Raw genomic sequence first — 19,299 nt, 5'->3', positions numbered from 1 at the left:
GCCTATCCCCGCAGCCGTTGCAGCAGCGTCAGCGAAGGCTCGCCCGTGGCAGGCAGGCCCGATGCCGTCTGATAGGCGGCGATGGCGCGGCGGCTGGCCGGACCGATCACGCCGTCGGTGCCTTCGGTGTCGAACCCGGCGCGGGTCAGGCGGGCCTGCAATTCGCGTCGGTCGGCAATCGTCAGCCCGGCCGCATCTGGCGGAAACGCCGCCCGGATCGGCCCGCCACCGGCGATGCGGTCGGCCAGATGCCCCACGCCGATGACATAGTTTTCCGAGTTGTTGTAACGGGTTATCACCGTGAAGTTGCGGAACACCATGAAGGCCGGACCGCTCGCCCCCTGCGGCGCCACGATCGAGGCGGGGCCGTGATCGGGCACGATCCGGCCGTCCATGTCGCGCACGCCGGCGGCGGCCCAGGCCGAGGGACTGCGGGTGGTGCCGCGTCCGAAGGGGCCGTTGAAACCGGCGGGCAGCCGCACCTCGACCCCCCAGGGCTGGCCGCGCACCCAGCCCGAGCGTTGCAGGTAGGCCGCCGTCGAAGCGAGCGCGTCGGTCGGGTCGTCCGACCAGATGTCGCGGCGCCCGTCGCCGGTGAAATCGACCGCAAAAATTTCGTAAGAACTCGGTATGAATTGCGTATGACCCATGGCGCCCGCCCAACTGCCGACCATGCGGTCGGGCGTGATGTCGCCGCGTTGCAGAATCCGCAGCGCGGCCAGAAGCTGCGCCTCGAAGAACGCGCCGCGCCGCCCGTCATAGGCCAGCGTCGAGAGCGACGACACGACCGGGATCACGCCGCGCCTGTCGCCATAGCTGCTTTCCAGCCCCCAGATCGCCGCAACGATGTGCGGCTCGACCCCGTAGCGCGCGGAAATGCGGCCCAACGTGTCCTGCTGGCGGGCATAGGCGGCGCGCCCGTTGCTTACCCGTTCGTCCGAAGCGGCGATGGCAAGGTAATCTTCGAGGGTGCGGGTGAACTCGGTCTGGTTGCGGTCCCGCTCGATCACGCCGGGCAGATAGCCCGCTTGCGCGAAGGCCCGGTCGAACACCCCCGCATCGACGCCCCGCGACAGCGCGCGGCCGCGAAAGGCGGCGACCCAGGCATCCCAGCCCGCGTTGGGCACCGCGATCATGGGCGTTTCGGCGCGGCGGGATACGGGCAATCCCGCGCCGCCGCAGGCCGTCAGCAGCGCCAGCGCGCCCCATCCCAGCATGGTCCGTCTTGCAATCATCCGCCTGTTCCCTTTCCGGGGGTTCGCGCCATGTTATCCATCGCCCGTCCCGACCGAAAGCCCGCCATGACCCGGACCATCGACGATTTCGACCGCGCCGCCGACCCTGCCGAGGTCGGCACGGACTGGGAACTGATCGCCGACCGGGTGATGGGCGGACGGTCGCTGGGCACGCTGGAGCGCGGCATCGTGCAAGGCCGCATGGCGTTGCGGATGATCGGCGATGTCAGTCTGGAGAATGACGGCGGCTTCGTGCAATTCGCCCGCGACGTGGCGCCGCCGCCCGAGGGCGCCGAAGGGCTGGAACTGGACGTGATCGGCAACGGCGAAACCTATAACGTCCACCTGCGTACCGGCGACGTGACGCGGCCCTGGCAAAGCTATCGGCAGAGCTTCGACGCCCCGCCGGACTGGCGCACGATCCGTCTGCCCTTCGCGGGGTTCCAGGCGCACCGCATCGACGCGCCGCTGGATCTGACGACGCTGCGGCGCATCGGGATCGTCGCCATCGGCCGGGCCTTCCGGGCCGATGTGGCGCTGGCGGCGATCCGGTATGTCTGAGCGTCAGAAGAACGCCTGCAACCCGGTCTGCGCGCGCCCCAGGATCAGCGCATGCACATCGTGCGTGCCTTCGTAGGTGTTGACGGTCTCCAGATTGATCATATGGCGCATCACCGGGAACGCGTCCGAGATGCCGTTGCCGCCATGCATGTCGCGGGCCAGCCGCGCGATGTCCAGCGCCTTGCCGCAATTGTTGCGCTTCATCAGGCTGATAAGCTCGGGCGAGGCGGTGCCTTCATCCATCATGCGGCCCAGCCGCAGCGAACCCTGAAGGCCCAGCGCGATTTCGGTCTGCATGTCGGCCAGTTTCTTCTGGAAAAGCTGGGTCTGCGCCAGCGGGCGCTTGAACTGCTTGCGGTCGAGACCATAGCTGCGCGCGGCGTGCCAGCAGCATTCGGCCGCCCCCATCACGCCCCAGGAAATGCCATAGCGCGCGCGGTTCAGACACCCGAACGGACCCTTGAGGCCCTGCACATCGGGCAGCAGCGCATCTTCGCCCACCTCGACATCCTGCATCACGATTTCGCCCGTGGTCGAGGCGCGCAAGCTGAGCTTGCCGGCGATCTTGGGGGCGCTGAGGCCCTTCATGCCCTTGTCCAGAACGAAGCCGCGGATCTTGCCGTCATGCGCGTCCGACTTGGCCCAGACGACGAACACATCGGCGAAGGGCGCGTTGCTGATCCACATCTTCGATCCGTTAAGCACATAGCCGCCATCGGTCTTGCGGGCGACGGTCTTCATGCCGGCGGGATCGGATCCGGCATCGGGTTCGGTCAGGCCGAAGCACCCGATCAGTTCGCCGCTGGCCAGCCCCGGCAGGTATTTACGGCGCTGATCCTCGGACCCGTAGGCATGGATCGGATACATCACCAGGCTGGATTGCACCGACATCATGCTGCGATAGCCCGAATCGATCCTCTCGACCTCGCGCGCGACAAGGCCGTAGGTGACATAGCTGGCGTCGAGGCCGCCATATTGTTCGGGAATGGTGACGCCCAGAAGCCCCGCCTGCCCCATCAGCGGGAAAAGGCCGGGATCGACGGTTTCCTCGCGATAGGCGTTCTGGACGCGGGGGGCCAGAACCTCGTCCGCAAAGGCGCGGGCGGCGTCGCGCAGCATGCGCTCGTCCTCGTCGAGCTGGCGTTCCAGCAGCATGGGATCGTCCCATTCGAACGTGCCGAGTTCGGGGCCGTGTCCGGCTGTGTCCTTGGGCATATCCATCTCCGTTACAGGGCCGCGGGCATCTGGGTGTCGCGGCGATCATAGCAGCGCGGCCGCCGGGCGCGACAGGGCAAAAGCGCGTCAGGCGGCATCGAGCCGCATGATCGTCTTGGGCAGCAGGATGCGGAACGCGGTGCCCCGCGCATCCGTGCGGGCCAGCGTCAGCGTGCCGCCGTGGCCGCGCACCAGTTCGGAGGCGATGGACAGGCCCAGCCCGGTGCCGCCCTTGCGCCCCGCGCCCTGGAACGGCTGGAACAGGTGTTCGCGCGCCTTGGGCGGCAGGCCGGGGCCGGTATCGGTGACGGTCACGATCCAGTCCTCGTCGGTTTCGGTGCCGGCGATGGCGATCTCGCCGGGGCGGCCGGTGGCGACGATGGCCTGGCGGGCGTTGCGGACGAGGTTCGACAGGACACGGTGCAATTGTTCGCCGTCCGCGCGCAGGGTCATGCCGGGCGGCACGTCTTCGGCAAAGCTGATGTCGTGGTCGCCGGCGGCCAGCCTTTCGCCGTCGATGACGTCCTGCACCAGATCGGCCAGCGCGATCCAGGCGAGGGCGGGCGGCGGTTCCTCGGCGCGACCGAAGGCCAGCGTGCCTTCGCAGATGCTGATGGCGCGGCGCAGCGATCCCAGCAGCTTGGGCAGGATGCGGGCGACGGCAGGATCGGTGCTGGTCTCGATCCGGTCGCCGAAAAGCTGGGCGGTGGTCAGCACGTTGCGCAGATCGTGGCTGATCTTGGCCACGGCGGCGCCGAGCTGCGCCAGACGTTCCTTCTGCCGCAGCGCCGCGGTCAACTGCATCTGCATGGATTGCAGGGCCAGTTCGGCGTTGCGCAGTTCACGAAGGCCGGCGGACGGTTCGATGATGCGGCGGGCATCCTCGGGGGCGGAGGCATAGCTGCGCATCGCATCGACGACGCCCTGGATGGGCACGACCAGAAACCGCCGCACGGCCAGAAAGAGCAGCAGCGCCGTGATGACCGAGATGACGGCGGACAGGATCAGCACCCGCAGCCCGTAATCGACCATCGCCGCCCGCAGGGGTGCCGTGGCCATCGTCACCTCGATCATGCGGCCTGCCTCGCGGACCGGGGTGCCGATGACGCGGATCACCCGGTCGCCGGGCCGGGCGAGGTTGGCCAGCGCACCGCGGATCAGTTCCAGCGGGGTCACGTCGCGCAGATCGTAGGTCGCGGCGATGGGGGCGGGTATGGGCGAGCTGAGGACAAGCTGGCGCACGTCGTCGCGCACCAGGACGACGTTGAAAACCTCGGCGTTCTCGAGCAGTTCGCGTTCAAGCGCGGCGTCGATGGGCGCATCGGCCAGCAGCGCCAGCGACGCGATCTGCGCGCGTTCCAGGCGGTCGTTCAGATAATCCTCGCGGAAGCGGGCGACCGAGGGCACGAAGATCAGCACCTCCGCGATGAACACGAAGATCGTCGTCAGGATCAGAAAGCGCCCCGACAGGGTATTCAGCATCATCCGCCCCGGCTTTCAGGGCAGGTATCGTTGGACCAGCCCCACCACACGCTTGACAATAGGGCTGTCGAACAGCTTTGGCGAGAAATAGGCGCCGGCGGCCTTCTTGTTCAGCTCGGACAGGGTCGGATAGGGCAGGACCGTGCCGGTCAGCGCAGTCATCCGCCGGCCGTCGGCAATGGCCATCGCCCACATGCCGATCAGTTCGCCCGCCTGCGCGCCGGCGATGGTGGCGCCCACGGGCTTGCCGCGCGCGACCATGACCTTGACCAGACCGCGCGTGTCGCCCGATGCCTGCGCGCGGTCGCTGTCGGCATAGGGCACGCGGATCACCGTCAGCCTGTCGCCGTGCCGGTCGCGCGCCTGCGCTTCGGTCAGGCCGACCTGGGCCAGTTCGGGATCGGTATACGTGACCCACGGGATATGATCCTGCCGCACCCTGGCGGGCAGGCCAAGGGCGATTTCGCGCACCGCGAGGCCACCGTGATACCCCGCGACATGGGTGAACTGCATCCGGCCGGCGGCATCGCCCACGGCATAGACACGCCGGTTGCCCCTGGCGCGCAGGCGGTCGTCCACCTCGATCCCGCGGTCGTGGGCGATGCCCGCAAGGTGCAGATCCAGCCCGTCGATATTGAGGCTGCGGCCCAGCGCCACCAGCAGATGCGTGCCCGAAAAGCTGGCCTTCTCCGTCTCGACCGTGATGTCGCCCGCATGGCCGCGAACGCGGCGGATGGGCGCCCCTTCGACGATGCGGACGCCTTCGGCGCGCACCGCGTCCAGCACGATCGCCGCCGCTTCGGGATCGTCCTTGCCCAGCGCCTGCGCGCCTTCGATCACGGTCACGTCGCAGCCCAGACGCCGATGCGCCTGCGCCATTTCCAGCCCGATGGGCCCGCCGCCGGCGATCAGCAGGTGCCGGGGCCTTTCGCGCAGATCGAACAGCGTCTCGTTGGTCAGATGGGGCACGTCCTTCAGCCCGTCGATATCGGGCACCAGCGGCGACGATCCGGTGGCGATCACGAACCGCCGGGCCGCGATGACGGTATTGCCGGCCTGCACCTCGGTCGGGGAAACGAAGCGGCCGTGTTCGCGGATGACATGGACGCCCAGCCCCTCGAACCGCTGCTGGCTGTCGATCGGGGCGATGGCGGCGATCACCTGGCGGACGTGATCCATGACGGCGGCGTAATCGACCTGCGGCTCGACCGGGGCGATGCCGAGGCCGGGTTCGCGCATGGTCTGCGCGCGATGCGCGGCGGCCAGCAGGGATTTCGACGGAACGCAGCCGTAATTCAGGCAATCGCCGCCCATCAGGCCGGATTCCAGCAGAACGGTGCGCGCGCCCATCTGCGCGCAGCCCGCCGCCACCGACAATCCGCCCGAGCCCGCGCCGATGATGCAGACATCCGTTTCGATCCGCCGCATCACAATCCCTTTCCGCCGCGCACGGCCTTCAATATCAGCGGAAGCGCCGCCAGCAAACAAAGCCCCAGGATCGGCAACAGGAAACGCGGCTGGAACATGACGCCAAGGTCGGGCGTGCCGCCCTGCGCGAAGACGGCCCCCAGCCCCGCCCCCACCGATGTCAGGATCACCGTTCCGGGGATGATCCCCAGAAAGGTGGTGATCGCGAACCGCGACAGCGGCACGCCGACCAGCGCCGGCACCAGGTTGGCCACGAAGAACGGCACGGCGGGCACCAGACGGATCAGGAACAGCATCGACCACTGGTTGTCGTCGATGCCGTCCTTGATGCGCCGCACCAGACCCTCGCCCGCCTTCATCCTTGCGGCCAGCCGTTCGCCCAGGCCCCAGCGCGCGGCCTGGAAGATGCCGATGCTGCCCAGAGTGGCGGCGCAGACGTTGAAGGCGGCGCCAGGAAAGGTGGAGAACAGAAAGCCCCCGGTCAGCGTCGCCACCGCGGCACCCGGCAGGGAAAAGACGACGATGGCGACATAGGCCGCCATGAACGCCGCCACGGTCGCGGCGTAATTGGCATCGCGGAAGGCGATCAGGCGGTCGCGGTTTTCGGCAAGGGTCTGGAACGACAGCGTGTCGCGGAAGGCGAAGATGCCGATGGCGGCGACCAGCGCGATGGCGATCAGGGGCAGCCGCCGCAGCCACGGCGATCGTGGCTGCGCGGCGGCATCGTCTGTCATCGGCTTGCCGGGCGGGATCATGCGCGACACCCTGATGCGGCGCGAAGCGGGCCGCCAGCCCCTTCACGCCGGGTTGACCGGCGCGACGATCCTGAAACACGACCCGCCCGCCCGGTTGACAGGTGCGGCGGCAGGCCATAAGCCCCGGACTTCAGACGCGACAGATTCCCGCCCGCAGACCTTGTGGCGCCGACCGACGGAGACGAGCACGTGACCAAGCGCACCTTCCAACCCTCGAACCTGGTTCGCAAGCACCGGCACGGCTTTCGCGCGCGAATGGCGACGAAGGCGGGACGCAAGATCCTGAATGCCCGCCGTGCCAAGGGCCGCAAGTCCCTCTGCGCCTGACGAACCGGCGATGACCGATGCGATGCCCGCCGTGGACCCCACGCGCGGGCCGATTGCGTTGGAGCGGTTGACGCAACGGTCCGATTTCGTGGCGATGTCGCGGGCCAAGGCCCGCCGCATGCCCGCCTTCGTCCTGCAAGGACGCAGGCGCGGCGACGACGGCAGCGATGCGGTGCGCGTGGGGTTCACCTGTTCGCGCAAGGTCGGCAACGCGGTCGCCCGCAACCGCGCCAAGCGGCGATTGCGCGAGGCCGCGCGCCTGACAATGCCCGAGGCGGGGCGGCCCGGTTGGGATTACGTTCTGATCGGGCGGCGCGACGCGACCGCAACGCGGCCCTTCGCAGCGTTGCTGGACGATCTGCGGCAGGCGCTGGATGCGCTGGAATGACGCCCGCGGCGCAAATCGCCGCGTTGCCGGTGCGGGCCTATCGGCTGATCTTCTCACCCTGGGTCGGGTTCAACTGCCGCTATCAGCCCACCTGTTCCGCCTATGCGCTGGAGGCGCTGGCCATCCACGGCGCGTTGCGCGGCGGATGGCTGGCGATGCGGCGGATCCTGCGCTGTCATCCGTGGGGCGGGGCGGGCATCGACAACGTGCCGCCGGGTTGAGGCGGAGCACCGTTGCCGCCGCCGGCGCCGGCGGGCATAGACGCGGCCTGCGACATATCGGGACATGCCATGCTTGACCGGACCGACATCCATCCGCTTTTCGACGGCGCGCCCGACAGCGTCAGTTTCCGCAAGCTGCGCAAGCGCATCGTGCGCGACACCCGCGCGGCCATCGCGGATTTCGGGATGGCGCGGAAGGGCGACCGCTGGCTGGTCTGCCTGTCGGGCGGCAAGGACAGCTATACGCTGCTGGCGGCGCTGACCGAGTTGCGGTGGCGCGGGCTGCTGCCGGTCGATCTGCTGGCGTGCAACCTCGACCAGGGGCAGCCGGGCTTTCCGGCGACGGTGCTGCCGGATTTCCTGTCGCGGATGGGGGTGCCGCACCGGATCGACTATCGCGACACCTATTCGGTCGTGATGGACAAGGTCCCGCAGGGGGCGACGATGTGCGCGCTGTGTTCGCGGCTGCGGCGCGGCAACCTCTATCGCATCGCGCGCGAGGAAGGATGCAGCACGGTTGTGCTGGGCCATCACCGCGACGACATCCTCGAGACGTTCTTTCTGAACCTCTTTCACGGCGGACGCCTGGCCGCGATGCCGCCCCGGCTGCTGAACGACGAGGGCGACCTGTTTGTCGCGCGGCCGCTGGCCTATATCTCCGAGGACGATTGCGGGCGGTTCGCGCAGGCCCTGGGCTATCCGATCATCCCGTGCGATCTGTGCGGATCGCAGGACGGTTTGCAGCGCCAGCAGGTCAAGCGGATGCTCGACCAGTGGGAGGCGGCGGATCCGGGACGGCGGCAACGGATGTTCCGGGCACTGACCTGCGCGGACCCGTCGCATCTGCTGGACGGGCGGAAATTCGACTTTGCGGGCCTGGCGGCCGGCGCGGCCCGCGGGGGCGATATGCCTTGACCTTTGCGGTCCCGCCCTGTTGAACCCCACCTGATTCCGAACAGACAGGGCGCAGTCCGCATGGACGATCAGAACAAGAATCTCATTCTTGCCACCGCGTTGAGCTTCCTTGTGATCCTGGGATGGTTTCTGCTGTTCCCGCCGGAGACGACCGACACCGATCCGAACGCGCCCGCCGTCATCGCGACGACGCCCGACGCCGTGCAGGCCGTGCCGCCGCCGACGGCCACCGGACCCATCGCCGAACCCGCCCCCGAGGTCATCCCCGTCGAGGTGCCGCGCGTCGCCATCGACACGCCGGCGCTGCGCGGCTCGATCTCGCTTGTCGGGGGGCGGATCGACGAATTGCTGCTGAAACGCTATCGCGATACCATCGCACCCGACAGCCCCATCGTCGATCTGCTGGCGCCCGTGGGCAGCGCGCAGGCCTATTATGCGCTGTTCGGCTGGGCGCCGGGCGGCGATCTGGACTATGACGACGTGCCGGGAGCCAACACGCCCTGGCAGATCGAGGAGGGCGGCACGCTGACCCCGCAAAGCCCGGTGACGCTGCGCTGGGACAACGGCGAGGGGCTGATCTTCCGCCAGCGCATCTCGGTCGACGACGATTACCTGTTTACGGTCGAGCAATCGGTCGAGAACGCCACCGGCGCCGATTTGCGGATGGCGCCCTATGGCACCATAGCCCGGCACGGCGAACCGGATGTCAGCGGCTTTTTCATCCTGCACGAAGGTGTGGTGCGGATGGCCGACGGCGAACTGGCCGAGATCGACTATGACGACATGCCCGATTTCGAGGCGGTGCCGCGCGAGGGCGCGCGCGCCGATGTGCTGGAGGTCGCGCAGGACGGATGGATCGGGTTCACCGATCACTACTGGATGACGGCGCTGGTCCCGCCAGCGGGGCAGGCCTTCACCTCGGTCGCCAAATACGTCGAAAGCGCGGACATCTATCAGACCGAGATCCGCCAGCCTGCCGTCACGATCCCCGCGGGCGGGACCGCCGCCGCCACCACGCGCCTTTTCGCCGGCGCGAAGGAGTGGGAGACGATCCGCGCCTACGAGGCGCAGGGCATCGACCGCTTCATCGACAGCATCGACTGGGGCTGGTTCTTCTTCCTGACCAAGCCGATCTTCGCCGTGCTGCACTGGCTGAACGCGCAGATCGGCAATATGGGATGGTCGATCATCGCGCTGACCTTCCTGCTGAAGGCGCTGCTGTTCCCGCTGGCCTACAAATCCTACATCTCGATGGCGCGGATGAAGGAACTTCAGCCCGAGATGGAGAAGCTGAAGGAGCGCGCCGGCGACGACCGGCAGAAGATGCAGCAGGGCATGATGAAGCTCTACAAGGACAACAAGGTGAACCCGGCTTCGGGCTGCCTGCCGATCCTGCTGCAAATCCCGATCTTCTTCTCGCTCTACAAGGTGATCTTCGTCACGATCGAACTGCGCCATGCGGAATGGTTCGGCTGGATCCGCGACCTGTCGGCGCCCGATCCGTCGTCGATCCTGAACCTGTTCGGCCTGCTGCCCTGGGGCACACCCGAACCGGGGTCGATCTTCTTCATCCTGTCGCTGGGTGTGCTGCCGATCCTGCTGGGCATATCCATGTGGTTGCAGCAGAAGCTGAACCCGGCGCCCGCCGACAAGACGCAGGCGATGATCTTTGCCTGGATGCCGTGGGTGTTCATGTTCATGCTGGGCACCTTCGCCAGCGGCCTGGTGCTTTACTGGATCACGAACAACACCATCACGTTCACGCAGCAATACATCATCATGCGCTCGCAGGGATACAAACCGGACGTGTTCGGCAACATCACCGGCGGGTTCAGGCGCAAGAAGAAAAGCTGACACCACGCCCGGCGGGTCGGGACGGCAATCGCCGGTGCCGCCCGCCCTGCCCGGACCGGACGCCCATGCCCCTGCCCTTCCCCGAAGCCGAGATCGAAGCGGACGCGCGCGAGGCGGGCCGGCTGCTGTTCGCCGGGCAGACAGAGTTCCTGAAAGGCGTGGTCGCCATGTCCGGCCTGCCGCCCGCCGACCGGGCCGAGGTCTGTTTTGCCGGACGGTCGAATGTCGGCAAATCCAGCCTCATCAACGCGCTGACGGGCCGCAGGGGGCTGGCGCGCGCGTCCAACACCCCCGGCCGCACGCAAGAGGTCAATTTCTTCACCGCCGGGGACATCTATCTGGTGGACCTGCCCGGTTACGGGTTCGCCAATGCGCCGGTGAAGGTGGTGCAGACCTGGCAGCGGCTGATGAAGGATTATCTGTCGGGCCGCTCGACCCTGCGGCGGGCGTTCCTGCTGATCGACGCGCGGCACGGCGCCAAGGCGGTGGACGAGGAGATCATGGCGCTGCTCGACCGGTCGGCGGTGACGTTCCAGGCGGTGATGACCAAGATCGACAAGCCGCGCGGGGACGATCTGCGGCGCGCGCTGGACGTGACCCGCGCCGCGCTGGCCCGCCATCCCGCCGCCTTTCCCGAGATCGTGCTGACATCGTCCGAGACGGGACAGGGCATCGACACGCTGCGCGGGCTGATCGCGACGCTGGAGTGACCCCTTGAGAGGGCGCGGCGACGGCCTTACCACTGGCCGGGCAACAGGGACAACGCCATGACAGACGACGACCAGCCGCCAAGCGCCGAAGACTGGCTATCGACCGCGCGCACGCTCAGCCAGGCGCTGCCGCTGTTCCAGCGCTATGCCGGGGCGACCGTCGTCATCAAGCTGGGCGGTCACGCCATGGGCAGCGATGCGGCGATGGCCAGCTTCGCGCGCGATGTCGTGCTGATGAGCCATGTCGGCGTCAACCCGGTGGTCGTTCATGGCGGCGGGCCGATGATCAACGCGATGCTGCGGAAACTGGGCGTCGAGTCCGAATTCGTGGGCGGCAAGCGCGTGACCGACGGCGCGACCATCGAGGTGGTCGAGATGGTGCTTTCGGGCCTCGTCGGCAAGCGGATCGTGCAGGCCATCAACGCGCAGGGCGGCCGGGCTGTCGGCGTGTCGGGCAAGGACGCGCGGCTGATGATCTGCGAACAGACCGACCCCGCCCTGGGGTTCGTCGGCACGCCGGTCGAATGCAACGTGGACTTCCTGCGCAACCTGCAAGGCACCAGAACGATCCCGGTGGTTGCGCCGATCGGCACCGGCCGGCGGGGCGAAACCTATAACGTCAACGGCGACACGGCGGCGGGCGCGCTGGCGGCGGCGCTGCGGGCGGACCGGCTGCTGCTGCTGACGGATGTGGCTGGCGTCAAGGGCGACGATGGCGAGGTTAGGGGCGAGCTGACGCCGGACGAAATCCGCCGGATGACCCGCGACGGCATTATTTCGGGCGGCATGATCCCCAAGACCGAGACGGCACTGGACGCCATCGACGGCGGCGTGCGGGCGGTGGTGATCCTGGACGGCCGCGCGCCGCACGCCTGTTTGCTGGAGCTTTACACCGATCACGGGGCGGGAACGCTGATCAGGACGCCGCGATGACGCTGCGCCTGATCTTGACGCGGCACGCCAAGTCGGGCTGGGACGATCCGATGCTGGGCGATCATGACCGCCCGCTGAACGCGCGGGGCCGCGAGGCCGCCCCGCGGATCGGCCGATGGCTGGACCGCAACGGCCACCGCCCCGATACCGCGCTGATCTCGACGGCGGTGCGCGCGATCGAGACCTGGGACGGGATCGCTGGGGCGCTGACGGATGCGCCCGCCGCAACGTTGCTGGACCGGCTTTATCTGGCCGCGCCGCCGACGATGCTGGACACGCTGGCGCGGGTCGAGGGGCGTTGCGTGATCATCGTGGCGCATAATCCGGGCATCGCGGCCTTCGCGGCGCGGCTGCTGGCGGAACGGCCCGGACATGCCGGGTTCGGTCCCTATCCCACCGGAGCGACGACGGTGATCGAGTTCGACATCGACGCCTGGAAGGACGCCGCGCCGCAGACCGGCCGGCTGGCCGGCTTCGTCGTCCCGCGGGAACTGGAGTGACGCCTAATGCCCGAGGATCTGGCTGAGAAACAGCTTGGTCCGGTCGGATTGGGGATTGCGGAAGAATTCCTCGGGTTCGTTCTGTTCGACGATCTGGCCCTGATCCATGAAGATGACGCGGTTGGCGACCTGACGGGCGAAGCCCATTTCATGCGTGACGCAGATCATCGTCATGCCCTCCTCGGCCAGCTCGATCATCGTGTCGAGGACTTCCTTGATCATCTCGGGGTCGAGGGCGCTGGTCGGTTCGTCGAACAGCATGATCCGCGGTTTCATGCACAGGCTGCGGGCGATGGCGACGCGCTGCTGCTGACCGCCCGAAAGCTGACCGGGATACTTGTCGGCCTGTTCGGGGATCTTGACCTTGGTCAGGAAGTGCATCGCCGTCTCCTCGGCCTCGCGCTTGGGCGTCTTGCGGACCCAGATCGGGGCGAGGGTGCAGTTTTCGAGGATCGTCAGATGCGGGAACAGGTTGAAGTGCTGAAAGCACATGCCGACCTCGGACCGGATGCGGTCGATATTCTTCAGGTCGGACGACAGGACCGTGCCGTCGACGGTGATGCGGCCCTTCTGATGTTCCTCCAGCGCGTTGATGCAGCGGATCAGCGTCGATTTGCCCGAACCGGAAGGGCCGCAGATGACGATGCGTTCGCCGCGCATCACCGTCAGGTCGATGTCGCGCAGGACGTGGAACGTGCCGTACCACTTGTTCATGTTGACGATCTCGATCGCGATCTCGTCGGAAACGCTGAGGCGGTTCCGGGCCGTGGCGGCGTCGTCGGTCATGGTCATGTCGGAACCCCTTTCAGCGGTGATCGGTGGCAAGCCTGCGTTCCAGCCATTGCGAATATTGCGAGATGCCGTAGCAGACGACGAAGAACAGCAGCGCGGCGAAGCCGAACAATTCCCAATAGACCCCGCCCCAATCGGTCGAGGCGAGGATGGGACCGCGGATCATGCCGACCAGATCGAACATCGAGATGATCGACACCAGCGTCGTGTCCTTGAACAGCCCGACCGCGACATTGACGATGCCGGGGATCGAGATTTTCAGCGCCTGCGGCAGGATCACCAGCCGCATCGCCTGCGCATAGTCCAGCCCGAGGCTGTCGGCCGCCTCGTACTGACCGCGGGGCAGCGCCGCCAGACCGCCGCGGATCACCTCAGCGATATAGGCGCTGGCGAACATCGTAATCATGATGATGACGCGCAGGATCAGGTCGAACGTGGTGCCGGGCGGCAGGAAATAGGCCAGCACCACATTCGCCACGAACAGCAGCGTGATCAGTGGCACACCGCGCACGAACTCGATGAAGACGACGCAGATCCACTTGATGATCGGCAGCGACGATTGCCGCCCCAGCGCCAGCAGGATGCCGATGGGCAGCGACAGCGACACGCAGATCACCCCCAGCAGCATGTTCAGCATGAAGCCGCCCATGTCGCGCGACTGGACCGGCAGCAGCGACAGGAAGCGCGGCTGGTCGGCCACGACGAACCCGCCCAGCCACATAATCGCCGCCGCCGCGACGATGCCGCCCAGCAGGCCATAGGCGAAGCTGCGGTCGATCAGCCGCCGGTAGACCAGATAGCCGCCGATGACGCCCAATAGCCCGACCAGCGGCGCCAGGATCGTGCCGCCCCAGAGCAGCCAGTAGGCGGCGAAGGGATAAAGCAGCGTGGCGACCAGCAGGATGCGGGGGACCGACGTGAACAGGACGGGGGCCGCGGCGACGAACAGCAGCGCGAAGGCCAGGGTCGGACGCCAGTAAGCTTCGGTCGGGTAGGAGAACCCGAACAGAAGCTGGTTCCACCGTTCGGTCAGAACCGCGAAGCAGCCGCCGCGTTCCCCCGCAAGGATCTCGCGGCATTGCTGAATGCTGTCGGCGTTCCAGACGCCGTTTAGAAGCCACGGCAGCACGCCCGCCAGGATGACATAGATCACATAGAGCGCCGCGATGGTCAGCAGCGCATAGGCCCAGGTCGAAAAAAGGTTCTTGCGCAGCCACGCCACGACGCCCGTGTCGGTCTCGGGCGGCGGCGCCTCGGGGATGAAGCTTTCGCGGACGAAGGGAACGGATTGGGCGTGCGTGTCGCTCATCTTACCGCTCCTTCAGGGCGACGGAGGAATTGTAGAGGTTCATCACCGCCGAAATCGCCAGGCTGATGATCAGGTAGAACAGCATCAGCAGCAGCACCGTCTCGATCGCGCGGCCGGTCTGGTTCAGGGTGATGCCGCCCAGCGTCGCGGTGATGTCGGCATAGCCCACCGCGATGGCGAGGCTGCTGTTCTTGGTGATGTTGAGGTATTGCGAGATCAGTGGCGGGATGATGACGCGCAGGGCCTGCGGCAGGATCACCAGGTTCATGATGCGGCGCGGACGCAGGCCCAAGGACGCCGCCGCCTCGGTCTGGCCGCGATTGACCGCCAGAATGCCGGCGCGCACATTCTCGGCGATGAAGGCGCCGGTATAGACCGACAGCGCCAGCCACAGCGCGATCAGCGGCACCCCGATCTGCACGCCGCCGCCAAAATTGAAGCCGCGCAACACCGGATAATCCAGCGTGACGGGTCTGCCCAGGATGAAGAAGGCCAACACCGACGGCACCAGCAGGATCAGCAGCGACGGCCAGACCAGCGGCAGGATACGGCCCGTATCGTAAAGCCGTTTCAGCGCGAAGCGGCGATAGGCCACGACCCCCGCGACCGACAGCAGAGCCACCACCAGCAGGATCGTCCATCCCGCGCCGAAGACCGGGCCGGGAATGTAGATGCCGCGATTGGTCAGCGCGACCGCATCGAACAGCATCGAGGCCGAGGCGTTTTCGCCCCGGAAGGCGTTGGGCTGCGGAAGCTGCTGGACCATCGTGCCGATGATGAGGATCCAGATCAACACCGGCACGTTGCGGAACGCCTCGACGTAGATGCTCATCAGGCGGGAGACGAGCCAGTTCTTCGACAAGCGCAGGATGCCCGCGATCACGCCCAGCAGCGTCGCGGTGATGCAGGCCAGAAACGCGACCAGCAGCGTGTTGAGAAGCCCCACCATCGCGGCGCGCAGATGGGTGGACTGGCTGTCATAGGGGATCAGGCGCTGGTTGATGTCGTAACCGGCCGATTCGCCCAGAAAGTCATAGCTGATGTTCAGCCCCGCCGCCGCAAGGTTGCCGAACAGGTTGCTGACGAGATAGGCGATCGCGAAGATCAGCAGCACCAGCGCGATGAACTGGAAGGTCAGCCCGCGATAGCGCGTGTCGTTGATCAGCATGGACGGCCGGAAACCGCTGGCCGGCGGGTCAGTGTGGATCGCCATAGATGTCATCCCTGCGATGCCGGCGGCTTGGGTCCGGCCAGCGGGGGCCGGATCGCCGCTCTGGTCTTGAATGCCGGGGGCGCGTGGTTCGCGCCCCCCGCCGTGTCGGGCCTAGCGGAAGGGCGGCGAGTAGAGCAGGCCGCCATCCGTCCACTGGGCGTTCAGGCCGCGCGCCAGACCGATCGGGGTATTCTCGCCGATGGTCTTTTCGAAGATCTCGCCGTAATTGCCGCCCGCGCCGATGGCCTTGACGGCCCAATCGTTCGACAGGCCGATCATCTCGCCCAGATTGCCTTCGTTGCCCAGAAGGCGGTTCATCTCGGGGTTGTCGCCGGCGGACGCGGCCAGTTCGGTCACGTTGGCGCTGGTGATGCCCATTTCCTCGGCGGCGATCAGGGCGTTGAGCGTCCAGCGCACGATGTCGGCCCAGTCGTTGTCGCCGTGGCGCACCAGCGGGGCCAGCGGTTCTTTCGAGATGATCTCGGGCAGGATGACATGATCGCCCGGATTCTCGAACGTCGCGCGGGTGGCGGCAAGGCCCGACGCGTCGGTGGTATAGGTGTCGCAGGCGCCGGCCAGATATTGCTGCTGGCCTTCGGCCTGCGTTTCCACCGGGACGGGTTCATAGCTGATGTTGTTCTTGCGGAAGAAATCCGCGAGGTTCAGCTCGGTCGTGGTGCCGGTCTGGATGCAGACGGTCGCGCCGTCCAGATCCTTGGCCGAGGTCACGCCCAGCGCCTTGGGCACCAGAAAACCCTGACCGTCGTAATAGTTGACCCCGATGAAGTCGAACTTGAGGTCGGTATCGCGGCTGAACGTCCAGGTCGTGTTGCGCGCCAGCATGTCAATTTCGCCCGACGCAAGCGCGGTGAAGCGGGTCTTGCCAGTGGTCGGCACGAACTGCACCGCCGTCGGATCGCCCAGCACCGCCGCGGCGACCGCGCGGCACATCGACACGTCGAAGCCTTCCCATTCGCCGTTGGCGTTCGGCGCGCCGAAGCCGGGCAGCCCCGTCACCACGCCGCAATTCAGCGTGCCGCGCTGCTTGACATCGTCGAGCGTGGCGGCACCCGCGGCACCGGCCAGCAGACCGACACCGGCCAGCGCGCCGAGAACTACAGTTTTCGTCATCTTCACCTCTTCCTGAGCGACCGTCCGTTCATCGGGCGGTCTTGTTGCGGGCCTGTCGGCCCGGTGAACATCGGGACGGGGCAATGCCCCGAACGCGGAAAAGTCTGCCGGGATTCATCTGCCGCCGTCAAGGCGAACATCAGCGTCCGTGATCGAACGCCTTGTCCGGCCTGGGACAATCGGGGCAAAGCATCGTCACGACGCTGCGTAATGGAAGCGGGCCGCATCCATGAAGGCCTGCCGCCGGATCGCCACCTGACGAGCGGCCTCGTCATCGACGCCCCATTGTTCGGACTGCCACGTCTCGTCGATACGCGAGGCGTCCCAGGCGGTTTCGGGGTCCAGATGGCGGGCGGATACGGCAAGCGCCAGCACGAGCGAGCCGGTCAGGCTGACCAGATCGTAAAAGCCGGCCAGCGCGAAGGGATCCATCGCCTCGACCGGCGGGGACAGGCGGGCGATGTCGGCCGCGTCCTGCGCCACGGGCATGACGCCCACCGTCGTCCGAAGCCGCGCGCCGAAGGTCGCCGCCGCCCAGTCCAGCAGCGGATCCCACGCCGCGGCCTGCCGCGCCACCAGCGTCGGCGGCCCGTCGGCGCGATAGCATAAAAGATCGGTCGCGCCATATTCCAGCAACGCGGCGACGACGGCGGCGCGCTGCGGCGTCACCTTGTCGATGGCCGAATTGGCGCTGCGCGTGGCTGGCATCGTCAGCGGATCGACGCGTTCCGTCTGTGCGTCCCATTCCTCGGCCACCATACGGGCCAGGGTGTCGGCAGGCAGCGCCAATGGCGCACCGGCCGGCGTGCGAAGCGGGCGATCGTCGAGGAAGACGGCATGCCCATCCTCGGTCCGCACGATGCGGGCGGCGGTCCAGAACCGCTTGGGCGCCCATTCGGTCATGGCCATTCCTCGGGGTCGAACGGATCGGTGGGCACGTCGGCGGCGCGCCATTCGAGGTCGGCCCAAGTCCGCGCCATGTGGTCGGGCAAGGGCGCTGTCAGGGTCAGGTCGGCCCCGGTGACGGGGTGCCGGAACGCCAGCGACCGGGCATGCAGATGCAGCTTGCGGCTCAGCTCGCCACCCAACTGCGCGCCCCAGCCGTCGCCGGCGTTTTCCTGCCCCGACCCGCCGTATTTGCCGTCGCCGATCACGGGATGCCCGAGTTCGGCCATATGCGCGCGCAACTGGTGCGTCCGGCCCGTCACCGGAACCAGCGCCACCCAGGACATCCGTCCGCCCAGCGCCGACAGGACGGCGTAGTCGGTATGCGCGCGCTTGGCACCGTCCGTCGCCGTCACGGCGTCGGGATGGATGCACAGCATCTTTTCGCCCTCGCCCCCGGCACCGCGTCCGGGCGCCTTGACCAGACCGTATTTCACCGACCCCATCCGCGGCGACGGCACCCCGGCCAGCGCGGCCCAATAGATCTTGCGCGTCGCGCGGTGGCGCAGCGTCTCGGTCAGCCCCTTGGCGGCGATGCGTGTGCGCGCCAGCAGCAGAATGCCCGACGTATCGCGGTCCAGCCGATGGACGAGGCGGGGCTTGTCCTCCAGCCCGAAGCGCAGCGCTTCGGCAAGGTTGTCCACGTGCCGCGTCTGCTTGCTGCCGCCTTGGCTGGCCAGTCCGGGGGGCTTGTTCAGCGCGATCAGATGGTCGTCGCGGTAGATCACCGCGGCCCGCATCATCGCCGCGTCGGCATCGCTGACGAAGGCGGCGCTGCGATGCACCTGCGGCGCGGGCGTCTGCGGCAAGGGCGGAATGCGCACCTGCTGGCCCTCGGCGACGCGGCTCGACGCCTTGACACGGCCGCCATCGACGCGGATCTCGCCCTTGCGGCACATCTTTTCGATGCGGCCCTGCGGGATCTGCGGAAAACGGGCGCGGAACCAGCGGTCGAGCCTTTGATCCCCCTCGTCCGGGCCGACGGTCAGGGTTTGCACATTGCTCATGCGACCGCCCGCGCCACGATCATGCCTAGCCACAGCCCCGTCAGCGATAGCGCCACCGACAAGCCGATATAAAGCGCGGCCAGTCCCGCCTCGCCGCGTTCCAGCAGGCCGACGCTTTCCAGCGAGAATGCCGAGAATGTCGTGAACCCGCCCAGCAATCCCGTCATCACGAAGGGCGACAGAAACATCAGGTCGCGTTGGGCGGCCAGCACGACGAAGGCGCCCATCGCGGCGGACCCGACCACGTTCACGGTCAGCGTCGCGGCCGGCAACGGCAGCGGTCCCGCCGCGCGCAGCCATGCCGTTCCGACCAGCAGGCGCAGGACCGACCCCAGCGCCCCGCCCAGCGCCACCTGAAGAACCGTGTTCGTCATGCGC

General features: G+C 67.5%; 21 protein-coding genes. 9 read left to right on the top strand and 12 right to left on the bottom strand.

Going from position 1 to position 19,299, the window contains the following annotated elements; genetic code table 11:
- Positions 1-2: 2 nt before the first annotated feature.
- Positions 3-1,235, bottom strand: a complete 1,233-nt coding sequence (locus OCGS_RS12595; RefSeq protein ID WP_007427635.1) for a lytic murein transglycosylase — start codon at positions 1,233-1,235, stop codon at positions 3-5.
- A 66-nt stretch (positions 1,236-1,301) separates the two neighbouring features.
- On the opposite strand from OCGS_RS12595, the gene OCGS_RS12590 reads away from it, so the two are divergent.
- On the top strand, positions 1,302-1,796 hold the full coding sequence (locus OCGS_RS12590; protein WP_007427634.1) for a CIA30 family protein: 495 nt from the start codon (positions 1,302-1,304) through the stop codon (positions 1,794-1,796).
- A gap of 3 nt (positions 1,797-1,799) precedes the next feature.
- Here OCGS_RS12590 and OCGS_RS12585 read toward each other — a convergent pair whose 3' ends face one another.
- From OCGS_RS12585 to OCGS_RS12570, 4 genes are all read right to left on the bottom strand, one after another.
- Positions 1,800-3,011, bottom strand: coding sequence for an acyl-CoA dehydrogenase (locus tag OCGS_RS12585; protein WP_007427633.1), 1,212 nt, complete (start codon positions 3,009-3,011; stop codon positions 1,800-1,802).
- A gap of 87 nt (positions 3,012-3,098) precedes the next feature.
- A complete protein-coding gene (locus OCGS_RS12580; RefSeq protein ID WP_040611021.1) occupies positions 3,099-4,493 on the bottom strand; it encodes a sensor histidine kinase in 1,395 nt (464 codons plus the stop codon).
- A 15-nt stretch (positions 4,494-4,508) separates the two neighbouring features.
- Positions 4,509-5,921, bottom strand: a complete 1,413-nt coding sequence (locus OCGS_RS12575) for a dihydrolipoyl dehydrogenase family protein (RefSeq protein ID WP_007427631.1) — start codon at positions 5,919-5,921, stop codon at positions 4,509-4,511.
- A complete protein-coding gene (locus tag OCGS_RS12570) occupies positions 5,921-6,676 on the bottom strand; it encodes a TVP38/TMEM64 family protein (RefSeq protein ID WP_007427630.1) in 756 nt (251 codons plus the stop codon). The genes OCGS_RS12575 and OCGS_RS12570 overlap by 1 nt, the downstream gene beginning before the upstream one ends.
- A 189-nt stretch (positions 6,677-6,865) precedes the next feature.
- Between OCGS_RS12570 and rpmH the strand changes: the two genes are divergently transcribed.
- The 8 genes from rpmH (at position 6,866) to OCGS_RS12530 (ending at position 12,524) form a co-directional block, all read left to right on the top strand.
- Positions 6,866-7,003 (top strand): 50S ribosomal protein L34, encoded by a 138-nt coding sequence (gene rpmH, locus OCGS_RS12565; RefSeq protein WP_007427629.1) that lies wholly within the window; start codon positions 6,866-6,868, stop codon positions 7,001-7,003.
- 10 nt (positions 7,004-7,013) lie between these two features.
- Positions 7,014-7,391 carry a ribonuclease P protein component gene (rnpA, locus tag OCGS_RS12560; RefSeq protein WP_007427628.1) on the top strand — a complete coding sequence of 126 codons (378 nt, stop codon included), beginning with the start codon at positions 7,014-7,016 and terminating at the stop codon, positions 7,389-7,391.
- Entirely contained in the window at positions 7,388-7,612 is a 225-nt protein-coding gene (yidD, locus tag OCGS_RS12555) for a membrane protein insertion efficiency factor YidD (protein WP_007427627.1), read from the top strand. The genes rnpA and yidD overlap by 4 nt, the downstream gene beginning before the upstream one ends.
- Positions 7,613-7,681: 69 nt before the next feature.
- Positions 7,682-8,527 carry a tRNA 2-thiocytidine(32) synthetase TtcA gene (gene ttcA, locus OCGS_RS12550; protein WP_007427626.1) on the top strand — a complete coding sequence of 282 codons (846 nt, stop codon included), beginning with the start codon at positions 7,682-7,684 and terminating at the stop codon, positions 8,525-8,527.
- A 60-nt stretch (positions 8,528-8,587) separates the two neighbouring features.
- Positions 8,588-10,381, top strand: coding sequence for a membrane protein insertase YidC (yidC, locus tag OCGS_RS12545; protein ID WP_007427625.1), 1,794 nt, complete (start codon positions 8,588-8,590; stop codon positions 10,379-10,381).
- Positions 10,382-10,446: 65 nt separating this feature from the next.
- Positions 10,447-11,091, top strand: a complete 645-nt coding sequence (gene yihA / locus OCGS_RS12540; RefSeq protein WP_007427624.1) for a ribosome biogenesis GTP-binding protein YihA/YsxC — start codon at positions 10,447-10,449, stop codon at positions 11,089-11,091.
- Positions 11,092-11,148: 57 nt separating this feature from the next.
- Positions 11,149-12,024, top strand: a complete 876-nt coding sequence (gene argB, locus OCGS_RS12535; RefSeq protein WP_007427623.1) for an acetylglutamate kinase — start codon at positions 11,149-11,151, stop codon at positions 12,022-12,024.
- A complete protein-coding gene (locus OCGS_RS12530) occupies positions 12,021-12,524 on the top strand; it encodes a SixA phosphatase family protein (protein ID WP_007427622.1) in 504 nt (167 codons plus the stop codon). The genes argB and OCGS_RS12530 overlap by 4 nt, the downstream gene beginning before the upstream one ends.
- 3 nt (positions 12,525-12,527) lie before the next feature.
- Here OCGS_RS12530 and OCGS_RS12525 read toward each other — a convergent pair whose 3' ends face one another.
- The 7 genes from OCGS_RS12525 to crcB all read right to left on the bottom strand — a co-directional run bounded on the left by OCGS_RS12525 (position 12,528) and on the right by crcB (position 19,295).
- Positions 12,528-13,316 (bottom strand): amino acid ABC transporter ATP-binding protein, encoded by a 789-nt coding sequence (locus OCGS_RS12525; protein ID WP_007427621.1) that lies wholly within the window; start codon positions 13,314-13,316, stop codon positions 12,528-12,530.
- A gap of 13 nt (positions 13,317-13,329) precedes the next feature.
- On the bottom strand, positions 13,330-14,625 hold the full coding sequence (locus OCGS_RS12520; protein ID WP_007427620.1) for an amino acid ABC transporter permease: 1,296 nt from the start codon (positions 14,623-14,625) through the stop codon (positions 13,330-13,332).
- Position 14,626: 1 nt separating this feature from the next.
- A complete protein-coding gene (locus tag OCGS_RS12515) occupies positions 14,627-15,838 on the bottom strand; it encodes an amino acid ABC transporter permease (RefSeq protein WP_007427619.1) in 1,212 nt (403 codons plus the stop codon).
- A 111-nt stretch (positions 15,839-15,949) separates the two neighbouring features.
- Positions 15,950-16,969 carry an amino acid ABC transporter substrate-binding protein gene (locus tag OCGS_RS12510; RefSeq protein WP_040611018.1) on the bottom strand — a complete coding sequence of 340 codons (1,020 nt, stop codon included), beginning with the start codon at positions 16,967-16,969 and terminating at the stop codon, positions 15,950-15,952.
- Positions 16,970-17,164: 195 nt separating this feature from the next.
- Positions 17,165-17,872, bottom strand: coding sequence for an ATP12 family chaperone protein (locus OCGS_RS12505; protein WP_007427617.1), 708 nt, complete (start codon positions 17,870-17,872; stop codon positions 17,165-17,167).
- Entirely contained in the window at positions 17,869-18,921 is a 1,053-nt protein-coding gene (locus OCGS_RS12500; protein ID WP_007427616.1) for an RluA family pseudouridine synthase, read from the bottom strand. Before OCGS_RS12500 ends, OCGS_RS12505 begins: the two co-directional genes overlap by 4 nt.
- Positions 18,918-19,295, bottom strand: a complete 378-nt coding sequence (gene crcB / locus OCGS_RS12495; protein WP_007427615.1) for a fluoride efflux transporter CrcB — start codon at positions 19,293-19,295, stop codon at positions 18,918-18,920. The genes OCGS_RS12500 and crcB overlap by 4 nt, the downstream gene beginning before the upstream one ends.
- Positions 19,296-19,299 lie beyond the last annotated feature (4 nt).

Origin of the sequence: Oceaniovalibus guishaninsula JLT2003, from assembly GCF_000299575.1 — a bacterium.
GTDB classification, from domain to species: domain Bacteria; phylum Pseudomonadota; class Alphaproteobacteria; order Rhodobacterales; family Rhodobacteraceae; genus Palleronia; species Palleronia guishaninsula.
Note: the sequence above shows the minus strand (reverse complement) of the source record. Positions and strands in the feature narration are given on the sequence as shown.